15 protein-coding genes are annotated in these 23,958 nt (G+C 54.5%); all 15 read right to left on the bottom strand.

The annotated features are described in order from the left end of the window. Positions 1 to 41: 41 nt before the first annotated feature. A complete protein-coding gene (locus MHH78_RS14595) occupies positions 42 to 1,031 on the bottom strand; it encodes an ABC transporter permease (RefSeq protein WP_036732948.1) in 990 nt (329 codons plus the stop codon). Further along, positions 1,024 to 2,007, bottom strand: coding sequence for an ABC transporter ATP-binding protein (locus MHH78_RS14590; RefSeq protein ID WP_341167803.1), 984 nt, complete (start codon positions 2,005 to 2,007; stop codon positions 1,024 to 1,026). The genes MHH78_RS14595 and MHH78_RS14590 overlap by 8 nt, the downstream gene beginning before the upstream one ends. Positions 2,008 to 2,055: 48 nt before the next feature. Next, a complete protein-coding gene (locus MHH78_RS14585) occupies positions 2,056 to 2,976 on the bottom strand; it encodes a GDSL-type esterase/lipase family protein (RefSeq protein ID WP_341167802.1) in 921 nt (306 codons plus the stop codon). A gap of 431 nt (positions 2,977 to 3,407) precedes the next feature. Continuing rightward, positions 3,408 to 4,187, bottom strand: coding sequence for a CAP domain-containing protein (locus MHH78_RS14580; protein WP_341167801.1), 780 nt, complete (start codon positions 4,185 to 4,187; stop codon positions 3,408 to 3,410). Positions 4,188 to 4,452: 265 nt separating this feature from the next. Continuing rightward, entirely contained in the window at positions 4,453 to 6,414 is a 1,962-nt protein-coding gene (locus MHH78_RS14575; RefSeq protein WP_341167800.1) for a WG repeat-containing protein, read from the bottom strand. A 985-nt stretch (positions 6,415 to 7,399) separates the two neighbouring features. Next, the gene (locus tag MHH78_RS14570; RefSeq protein ID WP_341167799.1) at positions 7,400 to 8,530 is read right to left on the bottom strand and encodes an IS4 family transposase; all 1,131 of its coding nucleotides are present in this window, start codon (positions 8,528 to 8,530) and stop codon (positions 7,400 to 7,402) included. Between the two features lie 469 nt (positions 8,531 to 8,999). Beyond that, positions 9,000 to 10,007, bottom strand: coding sequence for a galactose/methyl galactoside ABC transporter permease MglC (gene mglC / locus MHH78_RS14565; protein ID WP_076079225.1), 1,008 nt, complete (start codon positions 10,005 to 10,007; stop codon positions 9,000 to 9,002). A 109-nt stretch (positions 10,008 to 10,116) separates the two neighbouring features. Continuing rightward, on the bottom strand, positions 10,117 to 11,628 hold the full coding sequence (locus tag MHH78_RS14560; RefSeq protein ID WP_076079224.1) for a sugar ABC transporter ATP-binding protein: 1,512 nt from the start codon (positions 11,626 to 11,628) through the stop codon (positions 10,117 to 10,119). Positions 11,629 to 11,789: 161 nt separating this feature from the next. Continuing rightward, the gene (locus MHH78_RS14555; protein ID WP_076079223.1) at positions 11,790 to 12,860 is read right to left on the bottom strand and encodes a galactose ABC transporter substrate-binding protein; all 1,071 of its coding nucleotides are present in this window, start codon (positions 12,858 to 12,860) and stop codon (positions 11,790 to 11,792) included. 151 nt (positions 12,861 to 13,011) lie between these two features. Next, a complete protein-coding gene (locus tag MHH78_RS14550) occupies positions 13,012 to 14,034 on the bottom strand; it encodes a substrate-binding domain-containing protein (protein WP_341167798.1) in 1,023 nt (340 codons plus the stop codon). After that, on the bottom strand, positions 14,031 to 15,857 hold the full coding sequence (locus MHH78_RS14545; protein WP_341167797.1) for a sensor histidine kinase: 1,827 nt from the start codon (positions 15,855 to 15,857) through the stop codon (positions 14,031 to 14,033). Before MHH78_RS14545 ends, MHH78_RS14550 begins: the two co-directional genes overlap by 4 nt. A 2-nt stretch (positions 15,858 to 15,859) precedes the next feature. Further along, a complete protein-coding gene (locus MHH78_RS14540) occupies positions 15,860 to 17,509 on the bottom strand; it encodes a response regulator (RefSeq protein WP_341167796.1) in 1,650 nt (549 codons plus the stop codon). A 560-nt stretch (positions 17,510 to 18,069) separates the two neighbouring features. Next, entirely contained in the window at positions 18,070 to 18,534 is a 465-nt protein-coding gene (locus MHH78_RS14535) for a GNAT family N-acetyltransferase (RefSeq protein ID WP_076079220.1), read from the bottom strand. Continuing rightward, complete coding sequence (gene purT / locus MHH78_RS14530) at positions 18,524 to 19,714, bottom strand: formate-dependent phosphoribosylglycinamide formyltransferase (protein WP_341167795.1); 1,191 nt, start codon at positions 19,712 to 19,714, stop codon at positions 18,524 to 18,526. Before purT ends, MHH78_RS14535 begins: the two co-directional genes overlap by 11 nt. A 524-nt stretch (positions 19,715 to 20,238) precedes the next feature. After that, on the bottom strand, positions 20,239 to 23,901 hold the full coding sequence (locus MHH78_RS14525) for a dynamin family protein (protein WP_341167794.1): 3,663 nt from the start codon (positions 23,899 to 23,901) through the stop codon (positions 20,239 to 20,241). Positions 23,902 to 23,958: the final 57 nt, after the last annotated feature.

Raw genomic sequence — 23,958 nt, 5'->3', positions numbered from 1 at the left:
TCTAAAAATGCAAACAAACGTTTTCGTTCACTTTGTACATTCTAATTCAAAATATCCCGTTTCGTAAAGACGGCGAATGAAATGATTACGGCCGCAAGCCCCCAAATGCCCAGAACCGCCATCGAAAAGCCCAGTGTCATGCCCTCTATCGGCGCGGGAGTGCCCGCTAAATAAGTCGTCAGCTCCATATTGACCATAAATAAATATTTGGCCGCCGTCCAGGCGGAAGCCATATTCGTCAGGATCGTTCCGGCAATCAGCGCCGCCATCATCACTACAATGCTCGCAGCCGTACTGCGGACCAGCACCGACACCATGAAGGCCAGCAGGGCCACCACGATGCTGACATACCAGATCAGCCCGCCCTGCATCAGCAGATACTTCCACTGCTCCACGGCATGAACCTTCGTCATATCCACAGTATCACCGTTTAGCTGAAAGCCTGTAAAGACTGGAACATTGAACCCCTTATAGCCAAAAGCCAGCCCCGATATCAGATAGCTGATTACGAATACGGACAGGACAATCAGCGAGACGAACATCAGCAGCGCTACCATTTTGCTGAACAGTACCTTCCAGCGCCGGACCGGGCGGGTCAGCAGCATTTTGATCGTGCCTGTCGTCCGCTCCCCGGAGACCAGGTCGGAGGCAACCGCCATGATCAGCAGCGGAATGAACAGGGAGACGGAATTATTGACAAACTCCCGGGTGAACGTTACTCCGCTCGGCTCGTTCGGATTCACATCATGGTCCAGATAATACTGCAATTGCTGGAGAAAAATCCGCCGGTACGACTTCCATTCCTCCGGAATCCGGTCGCTGCCGAGCGAATTCTGGTTATCGGTAATCTGCTGCTGGATCTCCAACCTCCAGTCAGAGTTAAATTTGTCACGGCTGCGCTCGGCTATGCGCATTTGCGCATAGGTAAACATTGGCACCAGCACGAGCAGGATGAGCAGGATGACATAGAAACGTTTCTTTTTAATAATCTTCAGGCACTCATTTCGGATGAGCGGCAGCAGGTTAGTCAATGGCTTCACCTTCCGTTAGCTTCAAGAATAGCTGTTCCAGTGTAGGGTTGATTTTATGCACAGCCCGGACTTCCACCTCTTGTGCAACCAGCACGGCAACAATCTCCGGGATCAGCTCCTCGTCCATCGCCGTAACCAGGGAATTCACGCCCATGCCTGCGATGACCGAGTCATCCAGGGTAACCTCGTCCAGATGAAGCAGCGTGATATCCGGCCGCCCGGCCATGATGTCTCTTGCCCGCTGAAGCGGCTCCAGCTCCCACAGGACATAAGGCGAGTTACGGGCAACCAGCTCGTCTACAGCGCCAACAGCGAGTACACGGCCTTTGCTGATAATGGCTACCCGGTCGCACAGCAGCTGAATTTCGCTCAGCAGATGACTGGACACAAAGACCGCCAGCCCTTCGTCTGCCAGCTTACGAATGAATTCGCGCAGCTCCTTGATCCCCTTGGGGTCCAGGCCGTTGGTCGGCTCATCGAGAATCAGCAGCCGGGGACGGCCGAGCAGAGCTTGGGCAATACCTAGCCGCTGGCGCATCCCCAGCGAATACGTGCTGACTTTATCCTGGATGCGCTGATCGAGCCGCACAATTTCAACGACCTCGGCAATCCGCTGCTCGTCCACTCCGGGCTGCATACGGGCGAAATGCTGCAGGTTCTCCCAGCCCGTCAGATACGTGTAGACCTCGGGATTCTCGACAATAGAGCCAACGTATTGCAGCGCTTTTTCCGGATTCCGGTTCACATTATAGCCGCAGACGGTAATCGTCCCTTCGCTCGGGCGGATCAGGTCCACCAGCATGCGGATGGTTGTGGTTTTGCCTGCTCCATTCGGACCGAGAAAGCCGAAGATTTCGCCTTTTTTCACATCAAACGTGACATCATCTATAATCCATTTGCGGCCGATTTTTTTACGCACTCCCCGGGCGGACAGAACGACTTCTTCCCCCGGTGCCTCATGAATGGTTCTCGCCATCTTATACAGCTCCTTGCCACAGTCATTTCTGTTCAAAAAATCATCGATTCAACGAACCGCCTGTACAATCCGCTCGCTCATCCGCTGATAGCCGTCCCCGTTCGGGTGAAAATGATCATTAGACAGATATTTCGCCAAATGGCGGTCAAACAGATCAAAGGTCGGGACCAGCGTCATGTTCTGATGCTTGTTGATCATATCCATCGCCGCATTATTCCACGCCGTTACCGCCTGATTACCGGGAATTAGCAGCCCCTCGATATCTCCAAATGGATTATACAGTCCGATGTAATAGACTTGGGCCTGCGGATTCACTTCTGCAACTGTATCCAGTATGCTGCCCAGCCGTTTGGCGGCCCCAGGCAGAGCGGAGAGAAGCGATTCCGGGGTCAGATCACCTGCAGACGCGGTTGGAACCGGGGTAGTGCCTTCTACCTTGTTATTGGCAGGGGCTTCCGTGCTCTGAGGTACCGCTTGCTCCGAAGGCTTCGCAGAGGCGGCTGCTTGTCCGCTGCTCCCGCCTGTGCCCAGAATATCCGAGCCCCGGAACAGGTCGTTCCCGCCGATGGAGATCAGGATGACATTCGCCTGACGCAGCGCGTACTGTACCCCTTCCTCCTGAAGCTTGCTCTGTAAAGCAGCTGTGGTCAAGCCGTTAATGCCCATATTGCCCAGCAGCTCTGCCTTTCCTCCATTGGCCGACAAGGCATCCACGGTCCGTCTAACAAACCCTTGCCCGGAGTTGTCTCCGGTCCCTTTGGCCAGAGAATCCCCAAGCGCCAGGATCTTGTATTCGTCACTTGCCGCGGCTGTCGGTGCAGCCGTCTCCTGCGGAAGGGACGAGAGGAACTGCTCCCCCTTCGGGTTCAGAATATCTCCCACTGCATACACAAATCCTGTAATTAAAAGTAAAGTTGCCAGGATGGACACCAGGCTTACTGTCCTCCAGGTCCATTTGGAATCCTTCAATACTATCCCTCCATCTGCCGTACTCTTCTGCCTCGCCCATCATTCACAACATTATTAACTATGTAGATAAACATAATTCTTCTTTGCACAATTTGCAAACCGTAGGGGGGTTTAGGTGGGGGCGCGGCTGCGGTGATTTTGGACTTACGGCCGCTGTTGTCTCCAAATTTATTGAATGAACCGTTATACGGTTAAAATTCGGAGACAAAGGCGGACGCATTCGCTCCTACAGTTCCAAAATCCCCTCCGCCGCTTCACACCTAAACGGTGGAAGCAGTAAGGGCGGCACGATGGCGCTGCGCTGATCGTGCAAGACCGCGGACTGCGGCACGATAGCGCTGCGCTAATCGTATCAAGACCAATATTACTTTAATATCCTAAAAACATAAAAACGCCCCCCGGTAATGCCGGAGGGCGGAGTTAACGTTACTTTATTTACCGATGAATTCCTGGACCCAGTAATTATTATCGAAGCCCACGCCGATGTAGTTGAAATTCGCGCTCAGGATGTTAGCCTTATGACCCGGGCTGTTCATCCACGCCGTCATAACTTCCTGAGGGGTCTTCTGGCCCATAGCGATATTCTCACCAGCCGCCTTATACGTAATGCCGAATGCCGACATCATATCGAAAGGTGATCCGTAGGTCGGAGAAGTGTGTGAGAAATAGTTGTTCGAGCGCATGTCCGCAGCCTTCGCCGCAGCCACTTTGTTCAGGCTGTCCAGTGCGGAGACAGGGGCTAGTCCAGCTGCAGTGCGCTCTTTGTTCACCAGTGCGACTACTTGCTGTGTGTAGCTGGAGGCGTTATTGCCAACTGCAGGAACCACAGATGGGGCAGGGGTTACCACAGGTTTTGCAGTGGCAACGGGGGCCGGGGCTGGCTTAGCAGTTGCTGCCGGTGCTGCTGTAGCCACTGGTGCTGCTGTTGCAACAGGCTTAGCCGGAGCTACCGGCTGTGCTGCCGGGGCAGCTGCAGCTGGCGTTGTGTATACAAAGGTTTTAGTGACAGTGTACGTATTGCCACCCAGTACAAAGGTCTTCGAATTGTTCTGTGTGAAATAGTCCATGAGCTGTGCGAAATTCATATCTGATCCGGCTGCCGCAGGGGCACCGGCTGCTGCTGCGTTTGCTTGTAATGGAAGAGAAATGCCAAGCGCCATAACAGCGGCTACGCTTCCACCTATCATTCTTCTCAAAGTCTTGCTTTTCATTCTGCCATCTCCTTAATCTTCGTTGTGGTGTATCATGGGGACAAGGGTGTCTGTCTACATATGTTACAAAGTTGTAATCTGTTCCTAGGTCATTGTAACACAAAACTATCAGCTGTGCTCTTCTAAATTCTGTCATTTTATAGATAGAAAGGATTTCATAGATAGAAAGGCTTGTACCCTACAGCAGCGGCAAAAGAAAACAGCATTGCCGTCCTTTTCAGGACGGCTGTGTCTATCCTATATATCGGCGCTTCTATCGCTTAATTTAATGAAAAGACTGCCAGAACTCCCCTTCGGTCGAGATCAGGCCCATAATCTCAGCATACGGAATGCGGAAGGTTGGAAATCCTGCGGCGTACGGAGCAATCTCATAAGGTGCAAAATACAGGTACAGCGCCTCCGCATCCACATAAAAGGGCTGATCGGCTGTAATGCCTTTATACGTGTCAGGGAAAACATAGGAATACTGCGGATCATTCGCAATCTGCTTGCCGACAATATCACTGAGCTTCTGCACGTATTTGCTGCCGGGCTTGAACAGATCGCTGAGCGTGTAGAACTTGCCGGTGCGCAGGTTGATATGCTCATAGATCCGCGTAGGCATGCCGTGCGCAGCGCCGAACGGAAAATGATAACCGCTAAGCTCCAGCACCAGCAGATTCTTGCGGAAGAAGGATACGGCGAAATCTCCCGTATAGCTGAAATCCTGCGTGCCTCCCCCCGTCCCCGCCCCGTATGGGAGCGACAGGTTGCGCAGCTTGTCATTCACTGCCTTCGAGACCTCAGCAACCGCGATCCCTTCCACGACCGGATAATAGACCAGATAATCCCGGTTAGGCTTGTATTTCTTCTCCAGCACAGAGTATGGCGGTCTGAGCGGAATGACCCCGTTTTGCCGCCAGACCTGCTTGCCTTTACGGTCATAATAAGAGGTGCGCAGATCAATATCCGCGCGGATCAGGCTGCCGCTGAAGGACAGTGATCCTGAGCCTGCGATGACCGGGGGCTGGGCGGCTTTTTTCCCGCTGGTGTCAATAAAATACGTATCCTTCGCATCATACACCGACGCGAGTCCCTGCTGATAATTGTTCACGCCCAGCAGCGGGTGGGTGCTGAGAATTCTTCCAGTCAGCGCATCGGCGATGACATATCTGGAGCCTCTGTAGGGCTGATCCGCATACAGCGGGGTCCCCAGCGCCACACGGTTCTCTCCCAGCTGCTGCACCTCATAATAGACGGCGGGAATGATCATTTTCCCCTGCTTATCGATCAGACCGTAGGCGTTGCCATAATCAGCGGCTGTGTTAATCACCGCCCGGCCCTCCGAGAACGGCAGAGCTGCCGTATACTGCGGCTGGATAGCAATCGTGCCGTCCGTGTGCAGATAACCGTATTTTCCATTCTCCGTCGCCTGAAAGGCCAGCAGCCCATCCCCCGGATACCCGACAAAAGGATGTTTGTACGTATGCAGCACCACGCCATGGAGATCAATCAGCGCATATTCCCCTTCGGCTATTTTGACCAGTGCAGTCCCGTTTGAGAAATCCCCGGCGTCCAGATAGACGGCTGGCAGCACCTCTTTGCCCTGGGCATCCAGGTAGCCATACAACGAGTTCCCCCCGGTAGTATTCTGCTTGGAGAACAGCGCACGGCCTTCGTGCAGCGAATTCAGATAGTCATAGCGCGCGGACGTCACCTCTTTGCCTTTTTCATCAATAAAAGTGTAGCCCTTCACATCCGACACCACGGCCCGCCCCTCGGAAAAAGGACCAATAAAATTATAGACCGGTTTGACCCGCTCCCGCCCGGAGCTGTCAATCAGACCGCTGACATTCCCCCGCTGCACTACCGCCAGGCCATTCTCCTGAAACTCCTCCGCATAATCATATCTCGGCTCAATCACAATCCGGCCGTCGTTGTTGATATATCCCCACAGCGTCCCGTCCTTAAGCTTAAAAGGAGCCGGATGCAGCAGCGCTGCCCGCAGGCCTCCGCCGTCATCCGGAAGCACAATGAGCGCCTCCAGTGGCTTTTTGGAGTAGTCTACACGATATAAGCCCGCCTCTGCCGGGATTGTCACGAACAAATCCTCTTCCGCACGGATGAAATCCTCCTCCTGCTGCGGAATACACTCATTCCAGCCGATACCGTCCCACCGCCATACCTCCGTCTGAATCAAACCGTTGTCGTTCCCTTTTCCCAGCTCGTTCAGCTTAATCCTCAGCATGTTGTCGTTCTCCTTTACAAAGGCTTTTGCCTATAGACTATGAGAGTGAGGGGGAAAGGGTGTGTCTGTGTCTGGGCGATAATAAAGCGTTTATGAAACGTTAATGAAACGTTAATGAAACAGAAATGCGATGTCGTAACTGCGGTGAGTTTTGGACTTCCGGCCGCTGTTGTCTCCCGATTTCCTGATTTAAACCGCTAATCGCGGTAGAAATCGGGAGACAAAGGCGGACGCTACCGCTCCTTCAGTTCCAAAATCCCCTCCGTTACTGCTGCCTTTCTGTTGTAAAAACACAAACACACCCTTTTGGAGGGTGTGTACCGGGTGAACAAGGGCTGCTGTGCCTGCCCTTGAAATATGAGAATAACCCTTTTGCTGGACAGGCAAAGGTTTATAAAACTCTATAAAGGATAGAGGTCTAAAACTCTATTCAGCGGACTGGACAAATACGTCCGTAAACAACCGTGCTAAATCTGCCTGTTACCACTCACTTGACTGCCACCCGACTACTAACTGCTGACTTGCTGACTGCTAACTGCTGACTATTCACTATTCACTACTGACCGCTGAATTTTCATTATTGACTGCTGACTGCTGAGTGCTGACTGCTGACCGCTAACTTACCGCAAACTATTTACCGTCTGCTACCTGATTACTTGCCACTTGTTACTTATTACTTATTACTTGCCGCCGACTGAATGCTACCTGAATGCTAACTGCTTGTCTCCTGCTGCCTGACTGCTGACTGCTTGCCACTTATCACCTGGCACCTCTCCCCCCACCCTCTGCCCCCTGACGCCTCTAAATCAGAATAAAAACTATTAATTAGTTACTGTAAGCTGCGAAATCCTGCCCAAAATGCAACATTCGGCTATGTATATCGACTTTAAACTAACATTGTTGTATGAAAGGCAGCATTTGTCCGCCCGCAAGCCAATTAGAAGAGGAAATGTTGTATTTCGTGCAGGCGTGTTGATTACCCATATTATGGGATGACAAAAATACCTAGAGGATCTTTACGCCTGAGCAGATTAAATTGAATCTGCCACTCCAGCGGAAGATTAAATATACGCCAGTACTGCATAAATTCCCAAAGAGTCAGCTCAGCAAAGACCGGTACCTTCGGGTGAATTTCATCAAAAATGTATTTCAAAAGCACATACGCGGCAAGGGCTACAAACAATTGGCTATATACTGCATTTTCGGTGGTTCCAAATAGGCAAGGGACATTCAAATGCTGTTTCACCCAGCGGAAAAATACTTCAATTTCCCAGCGTGCTTTGTACATTTCAGCAATCACATGAGCGGACTCTTTTCTCAAATCGGTCACAATTCGTACCACTTCACCCCGGTCATTTTCAAATTCAACGACGCGGTGGCGGTGGGCGGATTGGTGTTTGCCTTGACCAATATAACAGGTGATATCGCGTACAATTTTGGTGTCTCCCTCCGCTGGTCGTTGAAGCTCTCGCGGCATCACCAAATGGAGATTGTCTTTCAGACGAATCACAAAGGACTGACCTTGCTGCACATATTGATCCAATCGACCGATTTTTCCATACGCCCGATCCTGAACTAAAAGGTAGTCCTTATCGGCCAAAACTTCTCCAAATGGAGCGTCATTGCGCCTGGCAATCGATTCGACCACATTCACGGGTGAATGCTGTCCATGCGAAAGAGCGACATGCAGCTTGATGCCTCCTCTGAATTTTTTATACGGAGCCCAAGACATGCGGGAGTTTGCCGCCGTAACCGTCGTAGAGTCAATCAGTAGAAGATCTTTAGGCAGATTTAGGTGCCGACGGGTTTGCCGGTTACATTTCTGGACGAGCAGTTGAAACAAACGCTTGAAGATATCGTAAGGCACTTCACCGGCTTTGCCCGAAAGGGTGGAGTAATGAACCTTGGGCAAATCGTAGTTCGAGCCCACCCGAGCACTTTGACGAAAGCCATCCCATTGGTGGTAGCAGGCTTGGATAAAGTAATCGAACAACACACCCACGGTCATTTTGGTTCCGGTATCCTCGTAGTCCTTGGTTTGCCCGGTCACCCTTTGGACTTCTTCTGAAGTTAATACTTGTTTGAACACGGCCAAGAATGGGGTATTATTATTCATGAGGTCGCCTCATTTCGGTTTGGTTTGGTCGTACTTACCATTACCCGAAATGGCGGCCTTTTTTGTTCCTTTTATTGGGAAATCAACACGCTTACATTTATTGCAACAAATCATGATCACTTGTTCGAGTAGCGGAGGGAATTCGAGAACTGGAGGAGCGGTAGCATCCGGAAGTCCAATACTCACCACCACAGGCACATTCAATCATGTGATTTGGAGCAACGCTGCGACAAATCCGGGCAAGCCAAAAAGCGTTTGCGTGGGTACCGCAAACGCTCTTTGCCTGCCTTCCCCACCCTTGGTGAGGTGATAGGAGTACCGGAGGGGATTTTGGAACTGGAGGAGCGGTAGCGTCCGCCTTTAGGTTTGGATTTCTACCGCGAGCAGCGGTCCAGATCAGGAAATCCAAACCTAACAGCGGCCGGAAGTCCAAAATCCCCGCAGGTACGGATCATCACCGAACCCCAAGCTATTTTTTCGACGAATATTTCCGCATATCAAACGATACAGCCGCGATAATGATCAAGCCTTTGATGATCAGCTGGTAGTAAGGGCTAATGCCGATGAAGGTCAGGCCGTAGTTGATCAGGGTGAAGATGATGACGCCGACCAGGACGCCCGGCACGGTACCAATTCCGCCGGTGGTGGATACGCCGCCGACTACGCAGGCTGCGATGGCGTCAAGCTCATACATGTTCCCGTAGTTGTTGGTCGCGCCGCCGGTTCGGGCTGCTTCAAGCACACCAGCAAGACCGTACAGGGCACCAGCGATGGCGTAGATGTAAATCAGGTTCTTGGAGACATTGATCCCGGATACCTTGGCTGCCTGCATGTTGCCGCCGATGGCGTACATGTTTTTACCCAGCTTGGTTTTGTTGAACAGCACCCAGACTATGGCCGCAACTCCGAGGGCTATAAGTACAATGTACGGAATGGAATACTGGCCGCTGCCGATGAAGCCGGAGCCGATGTCGGTGAAGTCGGAACGCAATCCGCCGATCGGCTGGGATTGGTTCGGGTCCATATCGAAGTAGAGCGAGTTCAAGCCGTACACGATGAGCATAGTGCCCAGGGTGGCGATAAACGGCGGAACGTTGAGCTTAGAGACGATAATCCCATTGACGAGACCGCAGAGCAGGCCGGCCACAATGGCAATCAGAATCGGCAGCCAGACCTGCACCTGCGGCAGATCGGGGAAGAAGCGGCGGGAGTAATCGGGTATCTGCAGCATGGACGCTGAGATAACAGCAGTGAAGCCGACCACCCGGCCTGCCGACAAGTCGGTCCCGGCGGTGATCAGGATAAAGGCCACCCCGAGCGCAATAATCACGCGTGTGGAGGACTGGATCAGGACATCCCGCAAGGTATTGATGGACATGAAGCTTGGCTCGTATATGATAATCCCCATGATCAGCAGTACCAGCACGATGTAGATTGCGTTTTGAGTCACGAAGGACTGCGCTCTTTTAATAGTCATAATTGTGTTCCTCCTTAATTGTTACGCGAAGTTTAAGCATTCATTGCTAAGCTTCTTCAGCCTTGCAGCAGCCCTATGGTCTTCGCCGTCCTGTGAGTATAGCTCCTGATTAATGCTGTGCAGCGAGACGCATCACTTCGGTTTCCGTAGCCTGCGCACCTTCTAATATTCCTGTAAGCCGTCCTTCCGACATCACCATAACACGGTCAGACATCCCCAGCAGCTCGGGCATTTCCGAGGAGATCATAATAATGCTCTTCCCCTGCTTCGCCAGGTCGGCAATAATCGTATAGATTTCGAACTTCGCACCGACGTCAATTCCGCGTGTCGGCTCATCGAGCAGCAGCACCTCAGGCTCAGTGAGCAGCCATCTGGCCAGCAGCACCTTCTGCTGGTTCCCGCCGGAGAGATTCATAATCTGTGTCTTGGTCGTTGGCGTTTTGGTGCGCAGCTTTTCAATCATTTTATCGACTTCTACCTTCTTCTTGCGGCCGTTCAGCAGCAGGTATGGCGTCTTGTAGCGGTCCAGGTTGGCGATGGCGCCGTTCTCATGCACAGACAGCACCGGAAAAATCCCCGTCACGCGTCGCTCCTCGGTCAACAGGGCCAGCCCGTGCTTCTTCGCATCCTGCGGAGAGTTAATCTTCACCTTCTTGCCGTCAATCGAGATGGAGCCGGATTTCACCGCGCGCAGTCCGAACAACGCTTCAATAACCTCGGTTCGCTGTGCGCCGACCAGACCGCCGACACCCAGAATCTCCCCGCGTCTTAATTCGAAGGACACATCCTTGAAGGATCTGGGCTCGGGTGAGGTCAGACCTTCCACCTTCATGAACACCTTGCCTGGAACATTGGTGCGCTCCGGGAAACGGTTCGTCAGATCACGCCCGACCATCTTGGAGATAATCAGGTCCGTGGTCAGTTCGGCCGAGGGCCAGGTGCCGATCTTTTTACCATCACGCATTATCGTCACTTCATCGGAAATCTCTAGGATTTCTTCCATTTTGTGAGATATATAGATAATAGCTACGCCTCTTTTTTGCAGGTCCCGGATGATCCGGAACAGATGCTCTACTTCCACGCTGGTTAAGGACGAGGTTGGCTCATCCATGACAATCACGCGGGAGTGAAAAGAGACCGCCTTCGCAATTTCGATGGATTGGATCTTGGATACAGACAGCTTGCCCACCAGTGTTTCGGGATTCAGGTCGATATCCAGATCTTTGAATAAGTTTTCGGTGTCTGTGAACATTTTTTTGTGGTCAATGAACTGAAGCGGCCCGATGCCCTTGGTTGGAAAACGTCCCAGCCAGATGTTTTCCATCACGCTGCGGAAAGGTACAGGGTGCAGCTCCTGATGGATCATCGAGATGCCGTGCTTCAGTGCTTCGCTCGAATTGGAGATGGAGGCCTTCTGGCCATCCAGGAAGATCTCACCGGCATCCGGTGAATAGATTCCAAAGAGACATTTCATCAGTGTGGACTTGCCTGCCCCGTTCTCGCCCATAAGTGCATGAACCGAGCCCGGACGAACCTTAATGCTGACTCCATCCAGCGCCTTCACGCCGGGAAATTCTTTGGTAATGCCGTTCATTTCCAGCAAAAATTCCGTATTTGCCATGTTGTTACGCCCCCTACGCTTTTTGTCTTTTTCCATGAGAGGCACAGCGGTTCCATCCTGCTCCCTACCCGTAAGGAATTCCGGAGAGCGCATTGCAGCACCCTCCGGGACTGGTATCTATGATACGTATCTGTATCTGTAGCCTTGCACCTGTTAACGGATTACTTGGCGTCTGCTACGTTGTCTTTGGTAATCTTTTTGTAGGAGATCCATACAAACTGGTTGTCTGTGATGTCGAAGCCTACGTTCTCTTTGGTTGGCGTTTCGCCTTTGGCCAGCAGAGCGGCCAGGGTGATCGCTGCTTTACCTTGGTTGTTGGCATCGTTCAGTACGGTACCGAGCATCGTTCCATCCTGCAAAGCTTGAACCGCAGGAGCTGTTGCATCCACGCCTACAACCGGCATGTATTTGTCGCCGCTGAAGTAGCCTTGAGCCTTCAGAGCTTCGATCGCGCCGAGTGCCATATCATCGTTGTTGGCCAGTACGGCTTCAATCTTGTCGCCGTGTGAGCCGAGGAAGGCGGCCATTTTCTCCTGGCCTTTTACACGATCCCACATAGCGGTATCTTCAGCCAGCTTCTCCACCTTGATGCCTGCATCTTCAATTGCCTGGATGGAATATGTGGTGCGAAGTTCTGCATCCTGATGTCCCGGTTCGCCCTTCAGCATGACATACTGCAGCACGCCGTCGCCGTTCTTGTCCGCTTCAGGGTGTGCCTTCCAGTAGTCCACGATCAGCTGGCCGGACATGGTGCCGGACTCTTCAGCTTTCGCACCTACATAGTAGACTTTATCCCATTTCTTCATATCTTCCGGCAGCGGCTCGCGGTTCAGGAAGACCACCGGAATGTTCGCTGTCTTGGCTTTGTCAATGATGACGCCCGCAGCGGTGCGGTCTACCGGGTTGATCAGCATGCCGTTATATTTCTTGGTGATGAACAGATCCACCTTATCGTTCTGTGTAGGCTGGGAATTCTGGCTGTCTACGATATCAACAGTGGCAATGCCCTTGGCAGCAGCATCGATGGCGTTGCGGACACCAGTCATGAACGTGTCGTCGAATTTGTAGATCGCTACGCCGACCTTCGGAGTCTCAGCAGAACCGGAATTCGCTGTGTTAGCCGAAGTTCCTGTGTTAGCAGCGTCAGCCGCCTTGTTATTGTTGCCGCCGCAGCCTGCGAGAGCAGCACCCAGCAATGCACTTGCAAGTAGAACGGAAGTGATTTTTTTCATGTCTAATTGACCTCCTGAGGATATTTCTTTATTTGGGATGATCCCGGTGTGTCCCGGGTACATCCTTATTATGCCCTACGTGAAAACGGTTGCGAATATAAAATCCTACTCATTTCCATGAAAATTCTAATGTTTAATTCTTAAATTTCTGCTACCGAACAAACGGGAACAGCAGCTTCTGATTCTCCGGCCACAGCATATTCTCCAGATCGATGAGCTTGGTGCCGGTGTCCACGCGTTCGGGAATATCCATGCCTTCGAGCGCCTCCACGGCATATTTCACCGCCAGATACCCGTTGCTGAACGGATTCTGGATGACGGTCGCCTGCACAGTGCCATCCTGGAGCGATTCCATCATGGAGGGCGAGCTGTCAAAAGCAATCATTTTCACACTATCCCTCTCCAGACCCTGAATCACCCTGGCCGCGCCCTGTGAAGCAATTTCATTCAAAGTGGCAATACCGCGCAGCCCGGGGTACTTGTTCAGCATCTCGCGGGTCAGATTTTCGGCGTCGGAGGTGCTGGAGGAGGTGTAGGCGATCGGTACGACCTTAACGTTAGGGAAGCGGGCGGCATAGTTCAGAAAACCCTTTTCCCGCTCATCTGCATCCCGCGCACCATAGTCGATGCTGCCCGTCTTGCCGGAGTCCGGGGTAAGCGACGAATTGGTGAAGTTAATGATCCCGATCTCGCCATAGCCCCCCAGCAGCTGAATCAGCCGTTCGGCGGACTTCTGTCCGGCCTCGTACCCGTTCGCCCCCACGTAAGTCCGAACCTTGGCAGAGCCGACCTCCGCATCGACTGAAATCACCGGAATTCGGGAATACGCCGCCTGATCCACGACCTGCGCCAGTCCCATATAGCTGCTGGCCGCGAGAATAATCACATCCGCCTTCTCCTTAATGGACTCCTCCACCATGACGACCTGCTCCTCAATATCACTCTCCGAATCGGGCGCCTTGAAGGTCAGATTGACATTGAATTCCTTCGCCGCAGCCTCTGCTCCGAGCTTCAGGGTGTTCCAGTAATCCCCTTTGTTCATCTTGACAATCAGGTGGATATTCCGCGTCTTGCTGGTGCTGATATAAGCTGGCGAGGCATTGAAGCAAGAGGACACAGAGATCCATAACACTCCGCACAGCAGCACGGTGAGCCATACACGCAGGCTTTTCACAGGTTCGTCTCCTCCTTCTGCTCATCCATAACCTCTCCCGCCGGGAGGGCCGGGAATACAATCGTAACAACCGTCCCCTCCTCCAGCTCACTCTGAAAAGCAAGCCCGTACTCCCGCCCGTAATACAGGCCGATCCGTTCGTGCACATTCCTGACACCGACTCCTGATCCGCTGGTGCTTTTGACGCTTCCGCTTAGAATTCCGTTCATCGTATCCTTGGTCATTCCGAGGCCGTTGTCGCTGACCCGGAGGGTAACAAGCCCGTCCTGAAGCCCGGCGGTGATCGAGATCAGCCCCTCGTCCGGCAGCATTTCGATCCCGTGATAGAGCGCGTTCTCCACGATAGGCTGCAGAATCAGCTTGATCGTCTGACACTCTAGGACCTCTTCCTGCGCCGTGATCTCATAACGGAATTTATTCTTGAAGCGGAAGCTCTGAATCACCAGGTAATGGCGGATGTGGTCCAGTTCTTCCTGGATGGTGATAATGTTCTTGCCTTTGCTGAGGCTGATGCGGAAGAATCTGGAGAGCGACTGGATCATGGTGACGACTTCATCCGTTTTGCCGCGTTCTGCCAGCCGGATGACCGAATTCAGCGTATTGTACAGAAAATGCGGGTTGATCTGCGATTGCAGCACCTCAAGCTCGCCCTTCCGCTTCGTCTCCTGCTCATAAATGATCTGCTCCATCAGCTGGCGGATACGCTGGAGCATCATGTTGAAGCGCCTCGACAGCTGCTCTACCTCATAGGCTCCGCTGACGTTAATCGGCGTATTCAGATCGCCCTCCGCCACCTGCTTCACGGTACGCTCCAGCTTGCGGATCGGGCTGGCAATCAGCCAGGACAGGAAGACAGACACCGCAATAACACAGACGAGAACAACCGCAAGAAACCACGCCAGGAACTGATTGAGGTCCCGCTTGGTGGTGACAATCTCATCGTAATAGGCGACCCCGACAATCTTCCAGCCGGTCTGCGCCAGCGTGCGTACGGTGATAAACCGCTTCTCCCCAGTCGATTCGTCCAGATAGCTGCGGTAGGCGTATTCAAGCACCGGCTCCACATTCTCATACTTCAGCCCGGCGTAGATGAGCTGCTGCTGCGGATGATAGACGATATTGCCGAGCGGGTCAAGGATGTAGGCGTAACCTCTTTTGCCCAGCTTGACCTGCTTGCTGAGTTCGTCAATCGTTCTGAAGTTGAAGTCCAGCAGCAGCACACCGGTTCTCAGCTCCCCGTTCTCCCTGTATTGAATCAGCTTGGAGATGGAGACTACCCAGGTATACCTGCCCTTGAACAGATTCTGGATATGCGGGGCGGAATAGGAGATCTCGGAGGTACGCTTGGCTGTGGTGAACCAGCTCTGGCTCTCAAGCCCTGTGTTCATGCGCATCGTCTGCCCCGGCGTCCCAACCACATACTTCCCCTGGGGTGTAAAAACAGCCACGGACACCAGATCCTCGCGGCTGCTCATCAGTGTATCCATCCGTTCATAGAGCAGCGGGGAATCGATGGAGGGCGTAGAGGTAATCTGCTTCTCGGCGGTCGCAAAAATACTGCCCATCCCCTTCACATACAGCTCCAGGTTATAGTTCACCTGCTCGATGATCTGCTGCATGTTGAGATTGGCATTCTCCTCCGCCGTGTTGGCGAACTTGCCGTACAGCATCACACTGACAATCACGGCCACCGCCGCAGTCACCGCCATGAACGTCAGCATGATGATCAGCTGGATACTCCGCAGCTTCGAGGACAGGCGCAGCCTGCCGCTCTTGCGGGACCCCGGCCGCAGCGGGAAAAAATAACCCCTCGGCTTGTTCATGGCTATTCTCCCCGCGCGCTGTTCTTATACTCTTTGGGGGATTGTCCGTATTTCTTGCGGAAGCAGAAGCTGAAATAGTTCGGGTCGGCAAAACCGATCCGCTCGGCGATCTCGAACGCCTTCAACTCGGTGGAACGCAGCAGCTCCTTGGCGGCCTCCAGCCGGATCTGCAGCAGATAGCTGACGAAGGTTATCTTCATTTCTTTTTTGAAAATGCTGCTGAAATAGCCTGTGCTGATATGCAGATGATGGCATACCCTGCCGATGGACATATCGGATTCTTCATAGTGGCTGCGGATATATTCCTTAGCCTGGTCTATGAGCTGCTTGTAGCTCGACTGGCGCTCCGAAGCAATGGAATCCATCAGCCGGCTGCATACGGTAATAATCCACTGCCGGGCTTCTTCCAGGTTGTTGAATTTGTTCATATCGCTAAGCGAGGTCAGGCCGGGTCCGATAAAATCATTCGTTCCGCTCCCGGATTCCTTCGCCACCCGCAGAATGGAGGTGATGATCTCCAACAGGAAAATCTGATAATCCTGCGCCGAGACCTGCTCCGTATCCAGTCCCCGGAACAGCTCGTCCACTACTTCCCGTAGCTCCTGAATGGTGCCCAGCTTGATCGTGCGGATCAGCGACTGCTGGGTCAGCTCATCATAGTCCAGCATCCGGCTGGACCGCGATTCCACATCCTCAATCCAGATGACCCGGTTGTTGCCGAGGATCAGCCGGTAATCAAGCGCTTGCAGCGCATCCCCGAAGGAATGGAACAGCATGGACGGTGCCTTGCAGACGGTTCCGGCCCCGGCGGTTACGGTAAACTTCAGGAAGCGCTGCACATTCTGGCAGATCTCTTCGAGAATGGCGAAGGTTCTGGCGGTAATGTCGCTCTCCTCCGGGCTCTGGCTGACCGAGAGCAGCACAACATCATCCCGGTGGATGAATACCTTGCCGAAGCCATGCTTCTGGCAGATCTCCTCCGCGATGTTCAGCACAGCATAGAGCTGGAGATTACGGTCGCCGGTATCCCGCAGGGACACGGGCCGCTGAGCTTGAACGGCGGAAGAATGGTCCGGGCGGATATAATCGATGCTGATCACAGAGGACTGGAAGCATTCACCGGTGAGGGGGATGCCGTACTCTGTGCTTTTCTCAGCAATCTCTGCGGAACGCAGACGGCGGGACACCAGGGTAGAGAGGAACTGCTCGCGCAGAACGGGCAGGCTCTTGCGGTAATGCTCGCTCAGCACGAACACATTCTCCTTCTCGGCGATCTCGGTCTCGATCGTGGCGCGAACCTTAAGCAGAACATCAATCAGCTCCTGGGACGAGAAAGGCTTCAGGATATATTCATCAATCTGCAGCTTAATCGCCTTCTGGGCGTATTCGAATTCATCATAGCCGGTCAAAATGATAATCTTCGTATTCGGATGGCGGCTGCGTATCCATTCCGCCAGCTGCAGGCCATTCATGAAGGGCATCTGGATATCGGTAACGACCACATCCGGCAGCAGCCGGTCGATCGCATCCGCCGCCTCCCGCCCGTTCTCGGCCTGCTCCACGACCTCGAAGCCGTACTGCTCCCAGTCAATCTGGGCGATAATGCCCTCTCTTACATCTTCCTCGTCTTCGGCGAGTATTAATTTGTACATGCTTCATCCCTCTTCGGCATAGAATATGGAGGTTCACAGAACTATAATAGCTGATTCAAATGGCCCGATCTATGGTTATATAGAGAAGGCTGCGGATCTTGGGAAACACTATAGTGACTGATTTAGGGACAACTGTAGTGACAACTATAATCAATAGGAGCAATTCACTATATAGCGTGCCCTGATATAACGCAAGGGGAAATTATGTACATATTTTAGGGCAAGTGCTACTCATATAATTAACAAGTGGATTTTGTATACTTAATTTGATTATTTTAACCAATTAGGCTATTTTAAGTGGATAAATTACATTTATTTCTGCGGATTTACTCATAATACGGGGATTATGGACGAATAGATGTACTTTTTCCAACTGCTAGTTTGGACACGGGAATTTCGGGCGAAATAGATGCTCTTTTTCCACTAAATTCCGGGGGTAGCCTCGGGGAGAAGGCGGAACGGGGAGCATTCCCGACAACCGGCGGCGGGGTTGCCGCGCTATCTCCAAAAAAAACCATCCCGATTACGCCGGGATGGGGATGTTCGGTACACGTATAGGATTATAGCAGGGCTTTGTTGAAGCGGTAGCCTGTTGTCTTTTCAAAGCCGATATGGCGGTAAAACGCATGTGCAGGTGCACGTTCAACGCGATTGCCGCTCCGCAGGAACAGCTGGCAGCAGCCCTGATGGCGTGCCCATTCTTCCGCTGCAGCTACGAGTCTTTTGCCAAGGCCTTGTCCTCTAAGCTCCTCTGCTACGATCAGCGCGGTAATCTCCGTAATACAATCGGCATGCTTGTAGTAGGACTTCACCTGCCGTAAACCGATCATTCCCACAACTTCGTTATTGAGCTCTGCGACGAGTGTGCAGTGGAACGGATCATGCTCCATGCCTTCCATTCTCTCTTTCATCACGCTAAGCGTTGTCGGATAGCCGAATTCACGCAAAAGGGCTGTCACTCTCTCCAGATCATTCATGCCGCATTTGCGAATTTGCAGTACCTGCTCCTGAGTACTACTGTTCATCCTTGTATACCTCCACTTGTAGCTTAGACGCAGCCTGCTTGGCCGTCATCCGCGCGATTTCAATATCTTCCGCTGAACTGAGTGTTACTGCCATCCGCCGTCCTGGGCGGATCTCCGGCTTGCCGAATATCCGGACCTGCGTGCGGGGAAGGGCCAGCGCCTCTTCAATCCCGGTCACCGCAAAAGCTTGTCCGGCTCCATCAGTCTTCAGGGTGGCCGAAGCTCCCGGTGTCAACAAACGTACCGCTTCCAGCGGAAATCCAAGAATGGCTCTGACATGCAGAGCAAATTCCGACAAATCCTGCGTAATCATTGTAACCATACCTGTGTCATGCGGCCGGGGGGACACTTCACTGAACAGAACCCCATCCGCGGTGAGAAACAGCTCCACACCAAAAATTCCATAACCGCCAAGCTGATCGGTAACCTTCCGGGCGATGGCCTCAGCCTCTTCCAGCTGCGCCCCGCTCATCTGATGCGGTTGCCAGGACTCTACATAATCGCCATCCTGCTGAATGTGGCCGATCGGCGGACAGAATACAGTTCCGCTAACCGAACGGACGGTAAGCAGTGTGATCTCGCTCTCAAACGTAACAAAAGCCTCCACGATGACGCGTGTTCCCTTCGCACGAGCGCCTTCGAGCGCCTTATTCCAGCAGCCTTCCGCATCCTCAGGTGTTCTGCACACGCTCTGGCCTTTGCCGGAAGAGCTCATGATCGGCTTAATGACACAAGGCGTTCCCAGTTCCGACACGGCCTGGCGCAGTTCATCCAGACTGTCAGCGAACCGGTAGGCTGCTGTAGGCAGGCCCAGCTCTTCTGCCGCCAGACGGCGGATGCCTTCGCGGTCCATGGTCAGCCGTGCCGCACGGGCAGTAGGAACAACCAGGAATCCTTCTTCCTCCAGCTCCACCAGCGCCCCGGTAGCAATGGCTTCAATCTCCGGTACAATCAAATCGGGCTTCTCTGTACGGATAAGCTGCTTCAGTGCCTCTGCATCCAGCATGTCCAGTACATAAGAGCGGTGGGCCACGCCCATCGCGGGTGCCGCTTCATAACGATCCACAGCTACGGTCTCTACGCCAAGGCGCTGAGCTTCGATAATGACTTCCTTACCCAGTTCACCGCTGCCGAGCAGCAGCAGCTTTTTACTCCGGGCTGATAAAGGAGCTCCCCACATTGTCGACTCCAACCTCTTTTCGCAAATTTGTCTGCTGACTTCTCTGTTTCTGTAAAATGTCGCAGTTTGATTGTAAATTTTCAGTCTTCTTTATTTTCATCCATCATCCACCAGATTGCAAGCGTTCTTCGACATTTTCCTACAAACTTCACAGATGGCTGTTCAACAGACTTGTGAAAACGGTTTTACTGTCCCTTTTAGGGGCGGCACCATTTCATTGAGAAATACAAGGATATGTTATCAAGTGCATTGAACAAATTCATCCTAACGGATGAATAGGATTACCTGCGCTCCGGCCAATGTATGCTGTTTTTCACATACATTCGGGCCACGCGCCTGCTTGAGAGCACAATGTATGCTGTTTTTCACATACATTCCGCCTTTAGGTGAGATCAGATACGCTCCTGCTCCTCACGGCGAGTCTTCAGCCACATTCAGCCACAAAGTCACTCTATGCATCATTCAAAAACTCCCAACCACAAATTTACGCACACCTTGGCCACAACAGGAGGAAACTATAGTTCTTATACAACGACGAAAGCCTGCTCCTGAAGCCGTAATTCTTCGGCGATCCGGCCCCAATGCTGCGCACCATCACCCCCTTTCAGCAGCGCCGACATGGCTGCCTCCTGTTCGGACAGGCCTTCACGCAGCTGGTCTGCGGCCTGGGATAAGGCGGCGGCGGCTGCATCGGTATAGAATGTCAACAGAGAGTCCTCCTGTCCTTGCGCCGCCGCAGCCACCGCTTCTTTGAACCACGGCTCGGCAGCCGCGCGGATCTCTGCCCGGCCCGGCCCCTCGAAGAAGTGGCGCGGAGATTTGAAGCGGCTCCACAGTCCGGCCCAGTCCAGCGGAGCCAGTACGCAGTCCAGCTTCGCCGGTGCCGGCCAGCGCTCATCCGGATTCTCCAGCAGCTGAAGCTCCTGATCCGGGATGGACAGCTCGGCTGCAGCCGCTGTAGCCGCCTGGGTCACGAATCTGCGCCCTGCCGACTCCAGCCGCAGGGTCGTTGCCCACAGCTCCTGCTCCAGTTCACGCAGAATACTGCGCTCCAGCTCCCGCCCGCAGGCGATGAAGATGTCCTTCAGGTTCCCTCCGTCTTCCCGGAGAATGGAGGGATGGAAGGACTCCTGGAAGGAACGCCCGAAGGAAAAGGCAATCCGCTGCCGGACATGATAGAGCAGCTCCGCACCTTCTCGGCGCAGGTCCCGGAGCGGGCGGTCTTCCTTAGCAAGTGAGGCCAGCCGCAGATTCGCCGCTTCCCGGCGCTGGCGGAACTGCTTCATTCCTTCCTCCTGCTGGTCTGCCTCCATCAGCGCAAGGCGTTGCCATTCTTCCGCGCGCCCACGCACCGAGCTTAGGCTGTCCCTGGCTGCCGCCAGAGACAGTCCCGGCAGTTCATCACCGGCGAACGCGGAGAGTGCGGCTTCAAAGCTGCCGAATCCCGAGGCCTCGTAGGCTTCCGCCGCTCCGCTTGACTTACCCTCCAGCGCAAGCAGACTGGACACGCTGTAGATCCGCGGCGAGGTCAAGCCTCCGGCCCGCAGATTTTGCGCCACATGCTGCTTCACCTCTTCAAGCTCAGCTTCGTCTGCGGCGAGGTCTGCGGCGTTGATGATGAAGAACATCTTGTCGAGCGCGAAGCTGTCTTTGATTCTGCCCAGCTGGGCAAGCAGGCTGCGGTCAGCCTTGGAAAAGGCATGGTTATAGTAGGTCACGAAGCAGATAGCATCAGCATTCTTCATGTAACCGAAGGTTACACCGGTGTGCCGGGCATGCAAGGAATCCGCACCTGGCGTGTCCACTAATACAATGCCGCTCCGTGTCAGCGGACTGTCATAATACAGATCCGTGCTCTGCACGAAGCAGGCGCGCTTCTCGTCTGCGACCAGGCTGCGGTATTCCGCCAGACTGACCGTCCGCTCTGTTCCGAGCAGCGGACGGGACTCCTCCCATCCGGCGGCAGCTGCCCTCAGGAAGCCGGCATGCGGCAGCGCGGACGGATGGAGCCCGCCGGTCTGCAGCCGGGCCACGGCTGCGGTCCACGAGTCGTGCTGCGGCGTCGGCAGTTGCAGCACGCTGAAGGAATGGAGGATGTCCTCCCAGACCTCCTCCGCCCGCTTCATGGTGATGGCCGCCGTCCCGTGGGCGAAGCCGCCCTCCGGCGCCAGAATCCGCCCGACGGCAGCCGTTGCCGGATGTGGCGACACGGGCAGCACCTCTTCGCCCAGCAGGGCGTTGGCGAAGGAGGATTTGCCGGCGCTGAACGCTCCGAACAGCGCCATCGTGAAGCGGCCGCCGGCGAGGTCCTCCGCCCGCGCCGCCAGGCTGCGCGCAGCCGAGGCCATAGCCGGCTCGCTCCGCAGCACCCCAGCCGCCGCGTGCAGCGCCGCAGCGGCCTGCGTCAGCCGGCGGCGCCCGCCCGCCGGCGTTGCCGTACCCGCCGCCCAGGCCGGGGCGGCGTTAGGGCTTGCCGCCGCTGCTACGCGCGGCGGCGGTTCCAGGCTGGCGGCGCTAAGCGCGCCAGCCGCCAGGGGCGGCACCCCCGGCAGCGCGCCGGGGGTGAGGGTGCGGCGCGGCGGCAGCAGCGCCGCAAGGGCGTCCGCGCGGGCGGCAGCCGCGCGGTCCAGGGCGGCCAGCGCGGCGTGGGCCGCAGCCTGCCGCCGCAGGGCAGCTTCGCGGTGCGCAAGCTCCGCGCGCCGCTCCTCCACCAGCGGCGGCAGCGCATCCAGCAGCGGCTCGCCGAAGGCCAGGACCGCGCGGCGGAACTGCGCCTTAAGCTCTGCCGCAAGCGTGCGGCAGAAATTAAGCAGCGCCTCGCCCGAAGCCCCGGTCCCCGGCTTCACCTGATCCGCCAGCCACTGCTGGCTCACCGCCGGGAAGGCCTGCTTCAGCAGCGGCTCCGCCTCCTCCTGCCACAGCTCCAGGCCTTCCGCCCACTCGCGCACCAGCTGAAGAGTGTGCCACTCCAGCTGGGCAGTGATCTCTCTCTGCTGAAGACTGTGCCAGTGCAGCAGCCGCGCTCCCTGCTCCTTCTCCCGCTTCGCAGCAGTGAAGAACAGGCCGCGCCGGAAGCCCGGCTGGAGGCTCGCGATGTATGCGCCCGCCGCGTCCCGCAGATCAGCCGGCATCAGATTCGTGTTGCCGAGCAAGGCGTCCAGCCTGCTGCGCAGCTCAAGCCGCGCCTCTTCAGGCAGCTCCTCCAGCGATGCTTCCTCCTGCATCGTTGCCCGGATCTCTGCTTCCACAGCTTCCGCCGCTGAACCGCCTGTCTCTTCCAGCAGCGCCGCCCGCTCCTCCTCCTGCTGCTCACGATAATCCGCCAGGACAGCATCCGCCGTATGATGCATGGAGCGGGACAAGCTGTACTCCAGCAGCTCCTGCCGCTTCTCCAGCAGACCGGAGATCACCGCCAGCAGATCCTTCCACTGATTCAGCGGATGCTCTTCCACCTTAAGCGAAGTGAACAACAGTCCCGTAGAATGAATCCCCCATTCCCGGAAAGCGCTTTCCACTTGCTGCCGGTATTCCTCCAGCGGAATTTCCTGCTCCCTGTGCTTATCGATCTGATTAATGATCAGGTACAGCGGCTTACCCCAGTCGCTAAGGCTTTTGGCAAACGCCAGATTATTCTCCGACTGTACATGATTGTAATCCATCACATAGAACACCGCATCCGCCAGATGCAGCGCCGAGCGGGTCGCCGCCTGATGGCCCTCGTCTGTCGAATCTACGCCGGGAGTATCCATCAGTACCCCGTGATTACCCAGCACCGGGACATCCTCCCACACCTCTATCGCTGAATATTCAGTCCCCTGGCGGCAGTAATCCTGAAGCCGGTCAGGCGTAGTCTGGATCACCCCGGGATTCCCTCCGGTGCTTCCGTCCACCGGATGGAGCAGCACCTGCGGTGCTCCGCTGCGGATCGATACAATATTGGCGCTGGTTGGAACCGGACCCGAAGGCAGCACGGCCTTACCGCAGAGCTTGTTAATCATGCTCGACTTCCCCGCCGAGAAATGTCCGCAGAATGCGAGTGTCAGCTCATCCGCCTGCTCCTTGACCTTTAGATCTGCTACGATCTGCGCACTCTTCTGTTCTCCCCATTGCCTCAGCCGCTCCTCAAGCAGTCTAAGCGCTGATGACCCCGCTGTAACCTGCTTCACTCTTTCCCGTTCTGCTCCCACAACATCCCCGCCTCCGCTGCAATCTATAGCTTCTTTCATTATTATTACATTTGTATG

Origin of the sequence: Paenibacillus sp. FSL H3-0333 (assembly GCF_038002805.1) — a bacterium.
GTDB classification, from domain to species: domain Bacteria; phylum Bacillota; class Bacilli; order Paenibacillales; family Paenibacillaceae; genus Paenibacillus_AQ; species Paenibacillus_AQ silagei.
The sequence above is the reverse complement of the archived record's forward strand: the minus strand, read 5'-3'. Positions and strand labels throughout refer to the sequence as shown.

Coding starts and splice junctions, on each gene's coding strand:
- MHH78_RS14590 (WP_341167803.1), bottom strand. CDS start 2,007: ATGGCGAGAACCATTCATGAGGCACCGGGGGAAGAAGTCGTTCTGTCC.
- MHH78_RS14580 (WP_341167801.1), bottom strand. CDS start 4,187: ATGAAAAGCAAGACTTTGAGAAGAATGATAGGTGGAAGCGTAGCCGCT.
- MHH78_RS14575 (WP_341167800.1), bottom strand. CDS start 6,414: ATGCTGAGGATTAAGCTGAACGAGCTGGGAAAAGGGAACGACAACGGT.
- MHH78_RS14570 (WP_341167799.1), bottom strand. CDS start 8,530: ATGAATAATAATACCCCATTCTTGGCCGTGTTCAAACAAGTATTAACT.
- mglC (WP_076079225.1), bottom strand. CDS start 10,007: ATGACTATTAAAAGAGCGCAGTCCTTCGTGACTCAAAACGCAATCTAC.
- MHH78_RS14560 (WP_076079224.1), bottom strand. CDS start 11,628: ATGGCAAATACGGAATTTTTGCTGGAAATGAACGGCATTACCAAAGAA.
- MHH78_RS14555 (WP_076079223.1), bottom strand. CDS start 12,860: ATGAAAAAAATCACTTCCGTTCTACTTGCAAGTGCATTGCTGGGTGCT.
- MHH78_RS14545 (WP_341167797.1), bottom strand. CDS start 15,857: ATGAACAAGCCGAGGGGTTATTTTTTCCCGCTGCGGCCGGGGTCCCGC.
- MHH78_RS14540 (WP_341167796.1), bottom strand. CDS start 17,509: ATGTACAAATTAATACTCGCCGAAGACGAGGAAGATGTAAGAGAGGGC.
- MHH78_RS14535 (WP_076079220.1), bottom strand. CDS start 18,534: ATGAACAGTAGTACTCAGGAGCAGGTACTGCAAATTCGCAAATGCGGC.
- purT (WP_341167795.1), bottom strand. CDS start 19,714: ATGTGGGGAGCTCCTTTATCAGCCCGGAGTAAAAAGCTGCTGCTGCTC.